This window comes from Dyadobacter sp. AC419, assembly GCF_979253085.1.
In genome coordinates this window covers 339,695-355,652 of the sequence record NZ_CEEDCD010000027.1, presented here as the reverse complement: position 1 = coordinate 355,652, position 15,958 = coordinate 339,695, and the positions used below count along the sequence as shown (strand labels likewise).

General features: G+C 45.9%; 14 protein-coding genes. 4 read left to right on the top strand and 10 right to left on the bottom strand.

Annotated elements, in window-relative coordinates; translation table 11 throughout:
* Nucleotides 1-109: 109 nt before the first annotated feature.
* Nucleotides 110-2,440, top strand: a complete 2,331-nt coding sequence (gene ppk1, locus AC0IYG_RS26530) for a polyphosphate kinase 1 (RefSeq protein ID WP_471714120.1) — start codon at nt 110-112, stop codon at nt 2,438-2,440.
* On the opposite strand, the gene AC0IYG_RS26525 is transcribed toward ppk1, so the two are convergent.
* From AC0IYG_RS26525 to AC0IYG_RS26515, 3 genes are read right to left on the bottom strand one after another with little or no spacing between them, the layout of a single operon-like run.
* Entirely contained in the window at nt 2,441-4,915 is a 2,475-nt protein-coding gene (locus AC0IYG_RS26525) for a bifunctional UDP-N-acetylmuramoyl-tripeptide:D-alanyl-D-alanine ligase/alanine racemase (protein ID WP_471714119.1), read from the bottom strand.
* Between the two features lie 36 nt (nt 4,916-4,951).
* Nucleotides 4,952-6,043, bottom strand: a complete 1,092-nt coding sequence (gene corA / locus AC0IYG_RS26520) for a magnesium/cobalt transporter CorA (protein WP_471714345.1) — start codon at nt 6,041-6,043, stop codon at nt 4,952-4,954.
* A gap of 52 nt (nt 6,044-6,095) precedes the next feature.
* On the bottom strand, nt 6,096-6,944 hold the full coding sequence (locus tag AC0IYG_RS26515; RefSeq protein ID WP_471714118.1) for a universal stress protein: 849 nt from the start codon (nt 6,942-6,944) through the stop codon (nt 6,096-6,098).
* Between the two features lie 356 nt (nt 6,945-7,300).
* Between AC0IYG_RS26515 and AC0IYG_RS26510 the strand changes: the two genes are divergently transcribed.
* Nucleotides 7,301-8,701, top strand: a complete 1,401-nt coding sequence (locus tag AC0IYG_RS26510; protein WP_471714117.1) for a dicarboxylate/amino acid:cation symporter — start codon at nt 7,301-7,303, stop codon at nt 8,699-8,701.
* A gap of 22 nt (nt 8,702-8,723) precedes the next feature.
* Nucleotides 8,724-9,077: an ArsC family reductase gene (locus AC0IYG_RS26505; RefSeq protein WP_471714116.1), complete on the top strand. Its 354-nt coding sequence runs from the start codon at nt 8,724-8,726 to the stop codon at nt 9,075-9,077.
* Here AC0IYG_RS26505 and AC0IYG_RS26500 read toward each other — a convergent pair.
* A complete protein-coding gene (locus tag AC0IYG_RS26500) occupies nt 9,074-10,303 on the bottom strand; it encodes a THUMP-like domain-containing protein (RefSeq protein ID WP_471714115.1) in 1,230 nt (409 codons plus the stop codon). The two genes, AC0IYG_RS26505 and AC0IYG_RS26500, sit on opposite strands and share 4 nt — an antisense overlap.
* Nucleotides 10,304-10,557: 254 nt before the next feature.
* Here AC0IYG_RS26500 and acs point away from each other — a divergent pair, with 254 nt between their 5' ends.
* A complete protein-coding gene (gene acs, locus AC0IYG_RS26495; RefSeq protein WP_471714114.1) occupies nt 10,558-12,447 on the top strand; it encodes an acetate--CoA ligase in 1,890 nt (629 codons plus the stop codon).
* 71 nt (nt 12,448-12,518) lie between these two features.
* Here the strand turns inward: acs and AC0IYG_RS26490 are convergent, their stop codons facing one another.
* The 6 genes from AC0IYG_RS26490 to rsmI are packed head-to-tail and all read right to left on the bottom strand — an operon-like array spanning nt 12,519 to nt 15,951.
* Nucleotides 12,519-12,668, bottom strand: coding sequence for a FeoB-associated Cys-rich membrane protein (locus AC0IYG_RS26490; protein WP_471714113.1), 150 nt, complete (start codon nt 12,666-12,668; stop codon nt 12,519-12,521).
* 20 nt (nt 12,669-12,688) lie between these two features.
* Nucleotides 12,689-13,222 carry a YfiT family bacillithiol transferase gene (locus tag AC0IYG_RS26485; protein WP_471714112.1) on the bottom strand — a complete coding sequence of 178 codons (534 nt, stop codon included), beginning with the start codon at nt 13,220-13,222 and terminating at the stop codon, nt 12,689-12,691.
* 50 nt (nt 13,223-13,272) lie between these two features.
* A complete protein-coding gene (locus AC0IYG_RS26480) occupies nt 13,273-14,064 on the bottom strand; it encodes an inositol monophosphatase family protein (RefSeq protein ID WP_471714111.1) in 792 nt (263 codons plus the stop codon).
* A gap of 7 nt (nt 14,065-14,071) precedes the next feature.
* A complete protein-coding gene (locus AC0IYG_RS26475) occupies nt 14,072-14,905 on the bottom strand; it encodes a hypothetical protein (RefSeq protein WP_471714110.1) in 834 nt (277 codons plus the stop codon).
* Nucleotides 14,874-15,260: a lipoprotein N-acyltransferase Lnb domain-containing protein gene (locus AC0IYG_RS26470; RefSeq protein ID WP_471714109.1), complete on the bottom strand. Its 387-nt coding sequence runs from the start codon at nt 15,258-15,260 to the stop codon at nt 14,874-14,876. Before AC0IYG_RS26470 ends, AC0IYG_RS26475 begins: the two co-directional genes overlap by 32 nt.
* Complete coding sequence (rsmI, locus tag AC0IYG_RS26465; RefSeq protein WP_471714108.1) at nt 15,250-15,951, bottom strand: 16S rRNA (cytidine(1402)-2'-O)-methyltransferase; 702 nt, start codon at nt 15,949-15,951, stop codon at nt 15,250-15,252. The genes AC0IYG_RS26470 and rsmI overlap by 11 nt, the downstream gene beginning before the upstream one ends.
* Between the last annotated feature and the right edge of the window lie 7 nt (nt 15,952-15,958).

Sequence of the window (15,958 nt, the reverse complement as noted above, 5' to 3'; positions counted from 1 at the left end):
ATTTTTAAGGCCAAAATTTAACAGAAACTTCACGTATCCAAAACAATACATGCCTAGATTCGTTGAATTTTTAATGCCATTTACAACACAACCCTTAAAGAAATAAGTTATGTCAGGCTCAGGCGATCCAATATATAGCAACGGGAAAAAAGGCAGATTGAATAATCTGTTCGCTTTTTTTAAAAGTACAAAAGGAAACGTTTCCACGGACGAGGCGAAAATCATCAGCCCTTCGTCAGAAAAAGCCAACACGCTTGTACAGCAAAGTGACCTGATCAGCAGGGATTTAAGCTGGCTTAAATTCAATGACCGCGTCCTGGAACAAGCGACCAACAGCGAACGGAATCTATTTGACCGCCTGAAATTTCTTGCCATAACGTCGTCTAACCTGGACGAGTTTTTCACGATCCGGGTCGGTAGCCTTTATAATTATCTCGATTTTGGAAAAGAGCGCCTGGATTACTCGGGACTGAGAGAAATTCCTTTCCGCAAAGTGCTGATGCGCGAGCTGCACGAATTTGTCAGGAAACAAAACGATTGCTACAAAAACCAGCTTTTGCCATTATTCGAAAAACATGGCTTCAAGATCATCAAACTCAATGAAGTCCATGACGATGAAAAAGCGGCGGTTGAAGAATATTTTGAAAGAACGGTGTATCCAATGTTGACGCCGATGCTTTTTGATTACACCCACGCATTTCCGGTTTTGCTGGCGAAAGTGCTCATTCTGGGTGTAATTACGCAGGTTAAGGGCACGACGGCAGAAGAGGATCGGAAGCTTTCATTTGTGCAGCTGCCGCTGAATCTGCCTCGTTTTTATGTGATCGACAGGGAAGACGAGCTGTTGTTTTTGCCAATTGAAGACATTGTCAGGGCTTATATTTACAAGCTTTACCGCAATGTTGACATTGTTTCTACGAACCTTTTCAGGATCATCAGAAATGGTGATTTCTCGCTGGAAGAAAGTGATGATGTCGAGTCGGATTTTATTGATGAGATCAAACAAAAGATAAAAAGCAGGCGTTTGGGGCGTGTAGTGCAGGTTTCTGTTGAGCACGACACCAATCCGGACTTGCTGAGCCTGATTAAGAAACGTTGGGAAATTGACGACTATAATGTTTTCCCGATCGATGGTTTTATCGATTACACGTCTTTCTGGGGCATTATCAAGCATCCGGAATTTAAGGATCAGATTCCGGCAATCCATCCGCCCGTGCCACCGCTCGGATTGGACCGAGATCGCATTCCGGATATTTTCGAAGTAATGCGGGAGCGCGATATTCTGTTGCACCATCCTTATAACAACTTTGAACCCGTTTTGCAGCTTTTGGAGCAAGCCTCCGAAGATCCCAAGGTTTTGTCTATCAAGCTGACTATTTACAGGTTAGCGAAAAATTCAAGGGTTACCGAGGCACTTTTGCACGCGGCAGAAAATGGCAAGCACGTGGCCGTGCTGTTCGAGGTTAAGGCGCGATTTGACGAAGAAAACAACATCAGGGAAGCGCAGCGCTTGCAGAAGGCAGGCTGTTTTGTCATATATGGCATTGGTCTGCTTAAAACGCACACGAAACTGCTTCTTATCGTCCGTAATGAGGGAAATCGTGTGCTTCGCTACGCGCATTTGTCAAGCGGAAATTATAATGAAGACACATCCCGGCTCTACACGGATACGGGTTTACTGACTTCTAATGAGAAATACACAGAAGACATTTCGGAGTTTTTCAATGTCATCACCGGACATTCCATCCCATCAGAATATCAAAACCTGATTACTGCCCCGCGTTATATGCGTGACAAGCTGGTTGCTTTAATCCAGCAAGAAGCGGAAAACGCTCGTGCGGGTTTGCAAAGCGGCATTTGTATAAAAATCAATTCATTGGAAGACCGGACGACGATCCTTGAACTATATAAAGCATCCGAAGCTGGCGTGCCCATTAAGCTGATTGTGCGCGGCATGTGCTGCTTGCGTCCGCAGCGTGTCGGACTGAGTGAGAATATCACGGTCAGATCGCTGGTAGGAGACTTTTTAGAACATTCCAGGATATTTTATTTCCATCAAAACGGCGATCCGGTTGTGTATGGCGGAAGTGCCGATGCAATGGTCCGCAGCTTTGATAAACGCATTGAATCCCTGTTCAAACTCGTTGATCCGCGCGTAAGGCAGCAGGCGATTCACATTCTCTATTATAGTTTGATGGACAATGTGAATGCCTATGAAATGCAGGAAGACGGCAATTACATCAAGTGTGAAATTGAAGAAGGCGTGGAGCCGCTGAATGTGCACCAGGCCTTTTATAATGTGACTTTGGACGAGGTTATGGCCACACATTTGTTCGAAGACGAGCCTGTAAAACCGGCGCAACCGGACTCAGCCGAAACCGTTCTCGAAACAGAAAATGTGGCTGTGCAACTTCCGGTTGACGGCGAAGCGCAGGTTTGATTATTCTTTAAAAAAGACCCTTTTAACACGGTCCCCGATTCCTGTCAGGAGTTCATAAGGGATCGTGTTTATTTGTTTTGCGAGCTCAATGATCGGCATTTCCTTGCCAAAAACAATCACTTCGTCGCCTTCATTTGCATGGGCGCCCGTGACATCGATCATGGTCATATCCATGCAAATGTTACCTATGGTCGGGCATAGTGAGCCATTGACCCAGATCTTTCCCACACCATTTCCAAGCCCCCGGTCATAACCGTCCGCGTATCCAATGGCAAGTGTTGCAATGGCCGCATCGTGATCCAGATGTCCGCGGCGGCTGTAACCCACGGTTTCGCCTGCTGACAGATATTTGATTTGTGAAATAACGGTTTTTAGAGTGCCGGCCGATTGTAAAGACTGCTGTTCCTGCCCCGTTGCCTCAACGCCGTAAAGTCCAATGCCTAATCTCACCATATCGAGCTTATACTCAGGAAAACGGACGATTCCAGCCGAATTAAGGATATGTTTGATCGTTTCATAGCCCAATGCATCCTCAATGCGTCTCGCTCCTTCCAGGAATAATGCATATTGCTGTTTGGAAAAAGCATTGTGAACGCCTTCATCCGCACCCACCAGATGCGAGAAAATGGAAGCCACCTGAATGGCCGGGTTCGCTTTCAATGTGTCAATGAGCCATTCGAGATCATCATTAATGAAGCCGAGCCGATGCATGCCGGTGTCCAGTTTCAAGTGGATCTTTGGAATTTCGGTTGTAATGCGGTTTTTATTAACAAATGCGATCCAATCTGTGAAAATCCTTCGACTGTAAATCTCAGGTTCAAGCTGATATTGCAGCAGCAAATCAAAAGCCTGAACGCTTGCGTTCATCACCATAATGGGAAGCGTAATGCCGCTTTGACGCAATACAACACCCTCATCCGCATACGCAACCCCCAGATAATCAACGCGGTGAAATTGCAGCAATGACGCCACCTCGCTGCTGCCGCTTCCGTAAGCAAATGCTTTCACCATGGCCATGATCTTCGTCTGCGGTCCGACTTTGGATCTGTAAAAATTCAGGTTGTTAGACAATGCATCCAGATTGATTTCCAGAACCGTCCCATGCGCTTTTTGCTGCAACCGCTGCACGATCTTTTCAAAAGAAAATGGCCGCGCACCTTTAATTAAAATCAGGCTGTCGGACAGTGAGCCAAATGGAAAGTCGCGCAAAAAAGCAGTGGTGTCCGGGAAGAAATCAACGCGTTCGACATCAAATAATGCGGCCTGGCTGCTGATTTCAGGGCCTATGCCGATTAAATGCGTGATCATTTTCTCATCCAGCAGCTTGGCGACAGTTTTATAAAGCTCAACAGGCGCCTGACCGGTTTGCAAAAGATCAGAGAGAATTAGGGTTCGCTTTTGTCTTTGTTCTTGCAGCGAAAGGAAATTGAGCGCCATCGACAAACCGTTAATGTCGTTGTTGTAGGCGTCGTCAATAATGTAATTATGATTAATGCCTTCTTTCAGCTCCAAACGCATGGAAACGGGCTTCAACAAGCGGATGCCATCTTGGATCGTCGCAACATTGAAGCCAAAGTCGAGCAGAAAAACAATGCAATGTGTGAGGTTTTCGAGCGAAGCGTCATCAGTGAATCCTGTTTCAAATTTAAGATCTCCCAGTTTTCCTGATAATGTGATTGCGGTTTTTGATCTTTCTTTTTGGAATAAAACATTTACATCAGCTCCGGAAGCAGGTTTTCCCCAGCTTAATGTTTTCAAAAACGTGTTGACCGGTTTTAAAATCAGATTGATCTCCTCGTCGATTTCAGTATAATCCTTGCTATATATCAGTTTTCTGACCTTTGTAAAAAGGCGCAGCTTCTCAGTAATTTTTTGTTTTCTGCTTTTGAAACCATCGTCATGCGCAGGGCCGATATTGGTAAAAATTCCGATCGTTGGCTGCATGACCGGTTGCAGATATTCCATTTCATGGGCTTTGGAAATGCCTGCTTCAAAAACGCCGAGCGTATGCGCGTCCGTAATGTTCCAGACCGATAACGGAACGCCTATCTGTGAGTTGTAACTTTTTGGGCTGGCTACAACATGCACCTGAGCAGCAGCCAGTTGAACGAGCCATTCCTTAACAATTGTTTTTCCATTACTGCCCGCAATGCCAACCACCGGCAAGTTGAAATGACGTCTTTTCTCAGCCACGAGCATTTGCAACGCCTTAATGCTGGACGGCACCACCCAGATTTTGGCATCGTCCCAAGCAGAGGTTTCCAGCCTGAGCTTTTCATTGAATGAAGCCTCTTCAACCACAAATTCCCGAACGCCTGTTGCATACAAATCGGCCAGAAACTGATGCCCGTCGTGCCTTTCTCCTTTGATAGCGAAAAAGATGCTTTGTTTGGGAAAAGAGATTTGGCGGCTGTCTGTAAGCAGGTAAGCTGCGTCGGTCGGGATAGTTTGAAAGCTGTTTGCGGTAAGGTTCATTCCAATGCGTTTTTCAGGCCACAAATGTATCAAACCTTACATCCATTTTTTAGACTTGAAATAAAATATAAGTGCTGTCGTCACCACCGTCATCAGTCCCCAAACGTAGAAATAACCATATTGAAGCCTCAGTTCGGGCATATAGTCGAAGTTCATGCCGTACACACCGACGATAAAAGTAAGCGGCATAAATACGGCTGAGAAAATGGTGAGCGTCTTCATCACCGAGTTCATGCGGTTGCTCATTGTAGACAAATGCACGTCTGCAAGGCTGGCCACAAGCTCGCGATAGGAGTCGATGGTGTCCAAAACCTGCATAATGTGGTCGTAAAGATCCCGGAAATAGGGGATGGATTCTTTGCTGATCAGCGGGTTGTCTTCCCTGATCAACTGGTTGATCATGTCGCGAATCGGCCAGATGAGCCTTCTCGCAGTCGTAAGCTCCCTTTTTAGTGCGTAAAGCTCTTTTAAAGACAGGTCTTCGTCTCCTTTTATAACCTGATCTTCAATTTGATCCAGACTGTCGCCAAGTTTTTCAAGGACAATAAAGTAATTGTCGATCACAATGTCCATTAATGCAAACAACAGATAATCAGGACCATTGCGGCGGGTTTTCCCAACAGAAGCCTGTAGTCTGTCAAGCACCGGCGTGAAAATATCAGACGTTAATTCTTCCTGAAACGAAAGCAAATATTTGTCACTCAATACAAAACTGACATGTTCCGAGGATATGCAAATGGGCGATTCCACATCCACATGCAGCATTTTCATGGTCAGGAACATGTAACCGCCGGTGTCATAAATTTCCAGCTTCGGTTTGTGTTCCGTGTTAACCACGTCTTCGAGCAGCAGCGGATGCAGCTTGTACAAATTGCCCAGCTTGGCTATTAATGTGGTGTCATGAATGCCATCGACGTCCAGCCAGGTCACTGTTTGCTGTTCTGAGCCATCCAATGTGCATTCCTGCAAAGACTTTACCAGATCATTGCGGAACACCGCCTCATTGTAAACGATGCGCCGCACTTTGGTTTTCAGCCCGATCTCCGGGCCAATGTAAGTAAGTGTTCCCGGCGAAGTAAGAAGGTTTTTTCGCTTGTAGCGCCTGGCCTTGCGGTCCGTGTGCTTCAATTCATCTGGCTGAAAGGTCCGTCTGTTCTCTGCCTTGTCCAATGTTTTTTACTTAAAGGTGAAATACCAGCAATGGCACGTGTGTATCAATAATCAGCTTTCTGGTAACGCTCGGATTGATCAAAAATTCTTCAATAAACGACCGTTCTCGAGAAGACATGATCAGCAGATCCGCACCGACTTCATCACAATAATCTTCAATCCCATCTAGCACATGACGCGCTGTGCGGAAAACGATCTGGTCATCCGAAATCGTGAACTTTGATTTTAGCTCGGTAATGTATTGATTATCGGATTGAATGTTAGGCTGAGAATCTGAATGCACTTTTAATAAGGTAAGATTGGCGCCCAAATGATTTAACAAAACAAAAACCTCTTTGAGAATGTCCGCTTCGTCATATTCAAACTGCGCTGCATAAACCACTTTTTGAAACCGGTTTGGCGCGCTTTGCGGCGGGATTACCAGCACCGGACAGGTTGCGTGCAAGCCGATATTTGTGGCCGAGCTTCCGATTAACTTGTCCATAAAACCACCCGTTCCGGTTCTTCCAATTACGATCAGATTAGGCTTATGCTCCTTAATGGCCTCTTCCACAGTAGATTGTACACTTCCTATTGCCCATATCGCCCGCGCATGATAGCCTTCCGCAATGACCGCATCAACATAAGTGTTTAGCCTTTTCTGAAATTCTTCTTCCAGCTCTCCGGTCATTGAAAGGAAATCCGTTCCGTCGATGCCCGGCAGCACATTGCCCGGCGTAAGGTTCACATCTGCAATGTATGGCTGATAAGCGTGCAGGATCAGTAACTCGGTGGCTTCTTTTTCTGCTAAAATTTTTGCTGCTGCCAATGCACGCTCTGCGTTTTCAGAAAAATCAATCGGAATGAGGATTTTGTTCATGCGTTCGGGCCTGTTTTTGAGTTGGAAATAATGTAATTTCCGAACATATCAAATTTACTGACTCAAACCAAAGAATCATGCCCCTTTTAAAATAAAGATAATGTGGGTGTAAAATCCGGCTGAGATGCCAGCGTTAATAAGAAGGATTTCAATTTTTTAATGGCTTAGCAAAAAATCGTTGAACCAACATTTATTTTAAATATATAGTTTAGTTTAATACAAACAATAAACATTTTAGTCCAATACATACTAATAATTTTGCTTTTCGTCTCAAATGCATTTATTGAGATAGTTGGTCTTAAATTGATTTTTTATAAGTTTACCGTACAAATGAATTCCTCATCTTAATATCCTGTATGAAGAGCAAGATTACCATCATCAACATTGCCTTAGTTACCATTGCTGCAATAGCCACCGTGCTGGATGCTTACAATTTCATCTCGTTATCTGATACTGTTTTACTTAGCCTGCGCTGGGCTGCCCTGATTGGGCTCATCATATTTGCCATTATCAAAAAGAATCTGACGACATCGATCCTGATTTCGATGCTGGTCGGGACTGAAATCGGATATGACTTTCCAAAGATGGGCACCGAGCTCCATTTCCTGAGACAGATCTTTTTGCAGATGATCAAAACCGTGATCGCTCCGTTGCTTTTTGCAACGCTTGTTACGGGGATCGCCGGACATTCGGACTTGAAACAAGTGGGCCGGATGGGTTGGAAATCTTTACTTTATTTTGAAGTCGTAACGACTTTTGCGCTGTTAATCGGCTTGTTTTTTGCCAACTGGTTCAAGCCCGGTGTCGGCATCATTCCTCCCGCATCATTGAATGCAACATTGCCGAAAGTGGCTGAGCAAACGTGGCAGGACATTGTTTTGCACTCGTTTCCTGAGAACATTGCAAAATCCATTTACCACGGAGAAGTGCTTCAAATCGTTGTATTCAGCGTTTTGTTCGGCATTAGCCTTGCATTGCTGCCAGCTGCGAAGAAAGAGAAATTTGTCCACGGCGTTGAGCTGCTTGCCGAGGTGATGTTTAAATTTACCAAAATCATCATGCTATTTGCGCCGATCGGCGTGGGAGCGGCCATTGCCGAAACGGTTGGCCATATGGGCATCGATGTGTTGAGAAACCTGGCGCTTTTGCTGGCGACATTGTATTGTGCGCTGATCGTTTTCATCCTTATTGTTTTCGTTCCAATCGCCTTGTTCGCAAGAATTCCTGTGATCAAGTTTGCGAAAGCCATTTTTGAGCCCGTGTCCATTGCATTTGCAACCACAAGTTCGGAGTCCGCGCTTCCTAAGGCGATGGAAAAAATGGAAAAATTCGGAGTGCCCCGGCAGATCGTTTCCTTTGTCATGCCAACCGGTTACAGTTTCAACCTCGATGGTTCCACGCTTTATCTGGCGCTTGCCACCGTTTTCGTAGCACAGGCGACCGGAACGGAAATGTCTATCGGACAGCAGCTTACAATGGTTTTATTGTTAATGTTAACGAGTAAAGGTGTGGCCGGGATTCCAAGGGCAACGCTGGTGATCCTGCTTGGTGCCATTGCAAACTTCGGCATGCCGGAATGGCCCGTGCTGCTAATTATGGGCATTGACGAGCTGATGGACATGGCCCGGACTTCCGTTAATGTTACCGGAAACTGCCTTGCAACTGCGGTTATCGCGCGCTGGGAAGGAGAACTGGACGATGAAAAAATGCATAACTCGGACCTGATTAAGGAAGAGCCGGTTGTTACAGAAGCTTAGTTTTAGTGAATAAATATTTTTTATGTTGACGGTTTACGGAATCCCCAATTGCGATACAGTTAAAAAGGCCCGCACGTGGCTGGATAAGCACAATGTTAAATACGCTTTCCATAATTACAAAACGGAAGGAATTAACGAAGACAGGATTAATGTCTGGTTTAAAAAATTTCCATGGGACAAGGTTGTGAATAAAGCCAGTGCAACCTGGAAAGGGCTTTCTGACAACGAAAAAGCGTTGGTAACCGACGAAAAATCAGCTGCCAACCTCATGATTTCCCACACTTCGGTGATCAAAAGACCATTGATAGAAGACGAATCCGGAGCAGCTGTGGCACTTGGCTTTTCTGAAAAAGACTACGAAGAAAAATTCCTTTAAGCGTTTTCCGGCTTAATAGTAACGATAACAACTTTGGAATGATCGGCGAGGGTGGTGGCGAAAAGATAATATTTGCCACCATCTTTCAGCTTCCATTTCTTTCTCAACTCCTCACTTTTCGCTGGAAAATTACGGACGGTGATATTGGCTTTATCGCCATCCATGTGCTTGCCAATATCACGCATATCGGGTTTGCAAACTGCAATCACTTCAAATGAACGGCCCGGAAAATCAGGATGCAATTGGTGCGACGTATATAACTGGCTGTTAATCGAAAGTTTATCCAATTGAAATGCTTCACTCATCGTTTTGAAAGCGCCTGCCTTCAACACAGCTGCATGCGGCTCGTATAAATATTGCAGCGGATCGGCATAAGCGACCTTTGCTAAACGCTCACTTTCCCGATCAAAATCCAGCTTATGAAGGACGGCTCCTGAGCCATCCACAATGCGCACTTTAATGTCGAATGTGTCCGAATCATGGCCTTTCTGCATGACAAATAACAATTCCTTACACTCACTTTCATACCCGATCACGTGCACTTCTTTCAGGTTTTCCAGGGATTTTACGGCAAGGTCAATGTCCAGAAGCGGAGATGTTTTTAAGAGAATATTCGGCGCGCTTTGAAACAAAAGGTCCAGATTGGTCACAATGTCCGGGGTGCAGTCGGAAAGGAGCACGACTTTCTCCCGGTTCGCATTGCGTCTGGCAGGATCAGCGTAAATCCAGTCTGCCTGGATTGCATTTTGTGCCAGACTTTCGAGCGAATTTACCGCATTAACCATCACATTTCGCAAGCCTAATTGTTGAAAATTGGCTTTGGCCGTTGCCGCCACTTCGGGTTGCTGTTCAAAATAATGCACATTTTGAAACTGCCGGCTCATGTAATAGCAATCAACGCCCATGCCGCCCGTAATGTCAATCAGCTGATTGCCAGACACAATGCTCGCTTTATAACGCGCTGTGCCTTCGGAAGAACTTTGCTCGACGGACAGGGCAGGAGGGAAAATCAATGCGGGATTGGCGGACCATTCGGGAAGCTTTTTCAGGGCTTTTTGCCTCGACTGGATTTGTAAGGCCAGCTTTTTTATGTCAAAACCTTTGAACTGGTTCGCGCGCAACATAAGCTGGCTCACGTCGTCATGCATATGCGCCTGAATGAAGCTGATTTCCTGTTCTGAAAAACCGGTTTCCTCTTCTTCACCTTCGGACATTATTTTGCGCATGACATTCATCTCAGATCATTGAAGCCCGAAAATACATCTTTTTGTCCGCGGGTCACAGTTTTGCGTCGTGTTAACGAAAGCTATCAACATTATTAAAAAAGCTGCTGCACTGCATTATCCGGCTTGCGCTTGATAATCAATGTAATGCGTTTTTTCAGCGGTATTTTCTGTTTTGCATTAAGTAGGACTAACCAAATGAAAATTATAAATTGTCGCCTCATATCCCTTAATCCTAAGTCTAACCTTTATTTATCATGAAAATTAAGACCTTTGAAGCGTATCAGGCTGCCTACAAACAAAGTGTAGACGATCCCGAAGGTTTCTGGGCGGAAGTTGCCCAACAATTTGAGTGGCGCAAACCTTGGAAAAAAGTCCTGAGCTGGGATTTTAATGAAGCCAATATCAAGTGGTTTGAAGGCGGAGTGCTCAATATTACTGAAAATGCTTTAGACCGGCATCTTGCAGAGCGCGGCGACCAGCCTGCCATTATCTGGGAATCCAATGATCCCGAAGATCCATCCGTAACCATTACATACCGCGTTTTATACGACCGCGTTTGCCGTTTTGCCAATGTGCTTAAAAAGCATGGTGTTAAAAAAGGCGATCGCGTCTGCATATATCTGCCTATGGTGCCCGAGCTTACCGTCGCGGTGCTCGCATGCGCGCGCATAGGGGCCATTCATTCCGTTGTTTTTGGCGGATTTTCAGCAAAATCAATTGCAGACCGCATTAATGATGCAGAGTGCAATATGGTGATCACATCCGACGGTTCATTCCGCGGGTCGAAGGTGATTCCGATGAAAGAAACGGTTGATGCAGCATTGGATCAATGTCATTCGGTGAAAAAAGTGATCGTTATGACGCGTACCCGGACGCCTGTTTCGATGTTGAAAGGCCGCGATCTTTGGTGGGAAGAGGAAGTGAAGCACGTTGATTCCGTTTGTCCGGCCGAGCCGATGGATGCAGAAGACACCTTGTTTATCCTTTACACGTCAGGTTCCACCGGCAAGCCAAAAGGCGTCGTACACACCTGCGGAGGTTACATGGTCTACGCGACTTACACATTTGCGAATGTGTTTCAGTATGAACCCGGCGAAGTTCATTTTTGCACGGCAGACATCGGCTGGATCACCGGCCACAGTTACATTGTTTACGGACCGCTTTGCTATGGAGCCACTTCGGTGATTTTTGAAGGCGTTCCAACTTATCCGGATGCAGGTCGCTTCTGGGAAATCGTTGCCAAACACAAGGTTAACATTCTTTACACGGCTCCGACGGCCATTCGTTCGCTAATGAGTTTTGGATTGGATTTTGTTAAAAAACATGATCTTTCCTCGCTTACCAAACTGGGCTCTGTTGGAGAACCGATTAATGAAGAAGCTTGGCATTGGTTCAAAACAAACATTGGCCACGATCATTGTCCGCTTGTCGACACCTGGTGGCAGACAGAAACCGGTGGAATTATGATCTCGCCACTGGCCGGCATCACGCCTGAAAAACCCACATTTGCAACATTGCCATTACCAGGAATTCAGCCCGTTTTGGTGGATGAAAACGGTCAGGTAATCGAAGGGAATGGTGTTAGCGGAAATCTTTGTGTCAAATTCCCGTGGCCGGGCATTATCCGCACCACTTATGGCGATCATGAGCGTGCAAAGCAAACTTACTTCTCGACTTATCCTGGCATGTATTTCACGGGTGACGGCTGTTTGCGTGATGAGGAAGGTTATTACCGGATCACAGGCCGTGTTGATGATGTTTTGAATGTTTCGGGTCACCGGATTGGCACAGCAGAAGTTGAAAATGCCATTAATATGCACTTAGGCGTTGTCGAGTCGGCTGTCGTTGGTTATGCCCATGACATTAAAGGACAGGGAATTTACGCCTATGTGATCGCAGAAAATGAGCCGGACGATCCCGAAATGTTTAGAAAAGACATTGCCGCCACGGTTTCCCGGATCATCGGCCCGATTGCGAAACCGGATAAAGTCCAGTTCGTGACAGGCTTACCCAAAACCCGTTCAGGTAAAATCATGCGCCGGATTTTAAGAAAAATTTCTGAAGGTGATATGAATAACCTGGGTGACACTTCTACATTGCTTGATCCCGCCGTTGTGGAGGATATTAAGAAGGGGGCGTTTTAAAAAAGCAAACAAACAGAAAGAGGGAGCTCCATCCGGAACTCCCTCTTTCTATATATAAATAAATGTGTTGATTAACTTTTAGCCATCGCTTTATCGGCGGCGCAGCCGCAGCCTTTCGCGCATCCGCCGCCGTTGCGGTTGTCAAATGCTTTCCAGATTCGCCAGCCCATGAAACCGGCCGCCGCCAGAAATAATATGAGGATGATAATTTGCTGCGCCATGATTTGTTAACAGCGGGGATTTACCAATTGTTCCTTGCCGCAAGTCTGAAAGCATGCTGGTAATGGTGCTCGCTATGCCACGCATAGTTCGCGATCACTTCGTCCAAACGAATGGTGCGGCCCGAAGCGGGGTGCACATAAGTCCTCGCCAGATCATTTTCATCCAATGAATTCAAAAGCAGCACCCAGCGCAAATGAATGTAGCGCAGCAGCTGCAACGACAACTCAACCTGAGCCGTTTTGGCATCCGGAAGTTCTGCCCAAAGTTGCTCTTCATAAGGCTTGATGATTGGATTTTCTTCCGTCATAGCAAGTCTGCAACGCACGTAAGCATTCATGTGACTGTCTGCAACGTGGTGAATGAGCTGGCGGATTGTCCAGCCATCCGGCCGGTAAGGCGTGTTATATTGATCATCGTTCCACCCACCAAGCAAATTGATGAACTTGGAAGGCAAGGCGCTGATAATCTGAATGTTTGATTTTATTTCGGCAGGCGTGTAAATTTCCTGCTTTTCAAATCCGCCTATCGGGTAACGTAATTCGTCTAAGGGCATGACTGGGTTATGAATGGTGAATGACCGGCTTACGGTTGAATGTTTTTTAACTAGAAATTTTCGCGGATTACTTCAACGAGTTCCCTGTGGCCACCGGCTGCTGCAACAATGTCGCCGCCAAAAAGGTAATTATCGCCGCCGCTGAAATCGGTGACTGTTCCGCCGCCTTCTTTGATCATCAGCACGCCAGCCGCCATATCCCAGGAATTGAGATTGTATTCATAAAAGCCGTCAAACCGGCCGGCTGCCACGTATGCAAGGTCCACAGCCGCTGCGCCCATTCTTCTGATGCCATGCGTTTTTTGCATGAGCAGTTCAAGAATGTACATATAACGTTTCTGTTTCTCGAATTTATAATAAGGAAAACCGGTTGCAATGAGGCTCTCAGCAAGTGACCCGACATTCGAAACCTTCATTGGTTTGCCGTTACACCATGCGCCGCCACCTTGCCAGGCGTAGAACATTTCGTCCAAATTCGGTTCGTGGATAACGCCAACCAGCAGCTCTTTTCCACGCGCAAGGCCTACGCTCACGCAATAAACCGGAATGCCGTGAATAAAATTAGTCGTTCCATCCAGCGGATCAATGATCCAGTTCAATGCTGCCGGATCGGGTTCCTGGCCCGTGGTCCCTTCTTCGGTGATGAAGCTAGCCTCCGGAAGTATTTTTGTCAGACCTGCAACCAGCAGCTTTTCAGCCTCCTTATCCACGTAAGAGACCAGGTTATTGAGGTCTTTATATTCAATTTTATCTCGTGAAAATGACGCAGCTTCCTGTTGGATAAAAGCAGAAGCTTGTCTCACTAGTTCAATGGTTTGTTGTGTAAGCTGTTCGAGATTCATTACTATATTATCCTTTTTCGGGGATTTTAGAAAGTGAATTATTGATGTAGTAAACCCTGATAATCAGTGTTAAAAGGATTGGAATAACAACATAATTGTGTTTTAAGACATTGCCTGTTGCGCAAAGTAAGAGAAATCCGTAAAATATCAACAAGAACTGGAACCACGATGGTTTCTTTGTTTTGGAAATAAAGAAAATAAGCGGCATCCAGAGCGGAAAGGCCCAAAGGATATCGTAATTCCACTTTGTATCGCTGTGTTCTGTTGCAAACCATAATAAGGAAAGCAGCCAGCCGACCAGTCCTACGATGCCAAAAAGCACTTTATCGAAAGTAAAATCAACAATCTCTTTCTTAATCTGCCAGTAACTGAGCGCCATGGTAATAACGGCCAGGATCCAGAAAACAACAGAAGGTTTAAAAATCCCTTGATATACAATAGGTTCGGCCGTGAAATAATCGTGTTTGTTAAGCACCAATGGTGCCAGGCCGGTCGCAGTCTTCACCTTTGCGTCTGCAAAAGCAATGGCCAGATTATCGGGTAAAAATGTGGCTTGTTCGGGCGTAGCAATCTCATCCGCAGGCGTGCCTAACGCAAGGTCCATGCCAAAGTCCGCCCAGGGATTTTGCTTGTAAGCGTAGCGGTCGATCCATTGCCGGAAACTGAGTTTTTCGTGCGTGTAACCTTTGTAAACGAGGCTGTCGCCACATGCTGCTTTTAGGGCAATGGCAAGTCGGCTGGCGCAATTATCATAAAAGAATTTGTAAGGATAAACCCTGTTTTGGGGCAGATAATTGTTTTCTAAATAATTATAAAGCTTTTGTTTCTGGGCAGTTGTCAAATTTAGGACCTGCTCGAGAAATGGAGCGGTTTTCTGCGCGATAGTAATCCAGCTGCGGCCCCAGCGGATGCACAGAAATGCTGTAAGGCAAGTAACCGCGCATGAAATTGATATAGAAATTGCCCTGATCGAAACTGAAAGTGCCATAACTATACGCATTATCCAGCCGGAGAACGGGATCATAAATCCATAGCACGCTATGGCCGAATCCGGAATAAAGCTCATTGCCGGGCCCGAAAGTCACGAGACTAACCTTTGCCTCGGGGCTCAATGTTGCGAATTGCGCTTTCGCAAATGCAGTCGTGAAAATGAACAAAAAGGCGAACAAAACAGACCGCAGCATATTAATCCTCATATTTTTCTGATTTCTTTTTTTCTTCGGGTTTTCCGGCCAGTATAATGACAATTTCTCCCTTAATCGTTTTTTCTGAAAAGTAGGCGATGACTTCCTGCAATGTTCCGCGCACATTTTCCTCATAAATCTTGGTCAGTTCACGCGCAACCGAAACCTGACGCTCCGGCCCGAAAAACTCGACAAATTGCTGCAATGCTTTCACCAGCCGATGCGGCGACTCATAAAATATCATCGTTCTTTCCTCGGAAGTGAGATTTTGCAGGCGCGTTTGCCGGCCTTTTTTATGCGGCAAAAAACCTTCAAATGTAAAACGGTCGCTTGGCAGACCTGAGTTCACCAAGGCAGGAACAAAAGCGGTCGGGCCCGGGAGACATTCAACGGCAATGCCTTCTTTAATGCATTCTCTCACAAGCAGAAAGCCCGGATCAGAGACAGCAGGCGTACCCGCGTCAGAAACCAGCGCCATCGTTTCGCCTTTCAAAATGCGTTCAACAACGCGCGTAACCGTCTGATGTTCATTGTGAATGTGGTAACTGTGCATCGGTTTCGAAATGCCCAGATGTTTGAGCAGCAAGCCCGAAGTCCGTGTGTCTTCCGCCAGAACGACATCGACATTTTTCAAAACATTGATGGCACGGAGGGTAATGTCTTCCAGATTGCCGATCGGCGTGGGGACTATGTAAAGTTTCATTGAAAGC

Bases quoted from the DNA above. Each gene is read 5' to 3' on its own strand.
- AC0IYG_RS26470 (WP_471714109.1), bottom strand. From the start codon at position 15,260: ATGAGGATTAATATGCTGCGGTCTGTTTTGTTCGCCTTTTTGTTCATT.
- rsmI (WP_471714108.1), bottom strand. From the start codon at position 15,951: ATGAAACTTTACATAGTCCCCACGCCGATCGGCAATCTGGAAGACATT.
- AC0IYG_RS26505 (WP_471714116.1), top strand. From the start codon at position 8,724: ATGTTGACGGTTTACGGAATCCCCAATTGCGATACAGTTAAAAAGGCC.
- AC0IYG_RS26525 (WP_471714119.1), bottom strand. From the start codon at position 4,915: ATGAACCTTACCGCAAACAGCTTTCAAACTATCCCGACCGACGCAGCT.
- AC0IYG_RS26485 (WP_471714112.1), bottom strand. From the start codon at position 13,222: ATGCCCTTAGACGAATTACGTTACCCGATAGGCGGATTTGAAAAGCAG.
- AC0IYG_RS26490 (WP_471714113.1), bottom strand. From the start codon at position 12,668: ATGGCGCAGCAAATTATCATCCTCATATTATTTCTGGCGGCGGCCGGT.
- AC0IYG_RS26510 (WP_471714117.1), top strand. From the start codon at position 7,301: ATGAAGAGCAAGATTACCATCATCAACATTGCCTTAGTTACCATTGCT.
- AC0IYG_RS26515 (WP_471714118.1), bottom strand. From the start codon at position 6,944: ATGAACAAAATCCTCATTCCGATTGATTTTTCTGAAAACGCAGAGCGT.
- AC0IYG_RS26500 (WP_471714115.1), bottom strand. From the start codon at position 10,303: ATGCGCAAAATAATGTCCGAAGGTGAAGAAGAGGAAACCGGTTTTTCA.
- AC0IYG_RS26480 (WP_471714111.1), bottom strand. From the start codon at position 14,064: ATGAATCTCGAACAGCTTACACAACAAACCATTGAACTAGTGAGACAA.
- ppk1 (WP_471714120.1), top strand. From the start codon at position 110: ATGTCAGGCTCAGGCGATCCAATATATAGCAACGGGAAAAAAGGCAGA.
- acs (WP_471714114.1), top strand. From the start codon at position 10,558: ATGAAAATTAAGACCTTTGAAGCGTATCAGGCTGCCTACAAACAAAGT.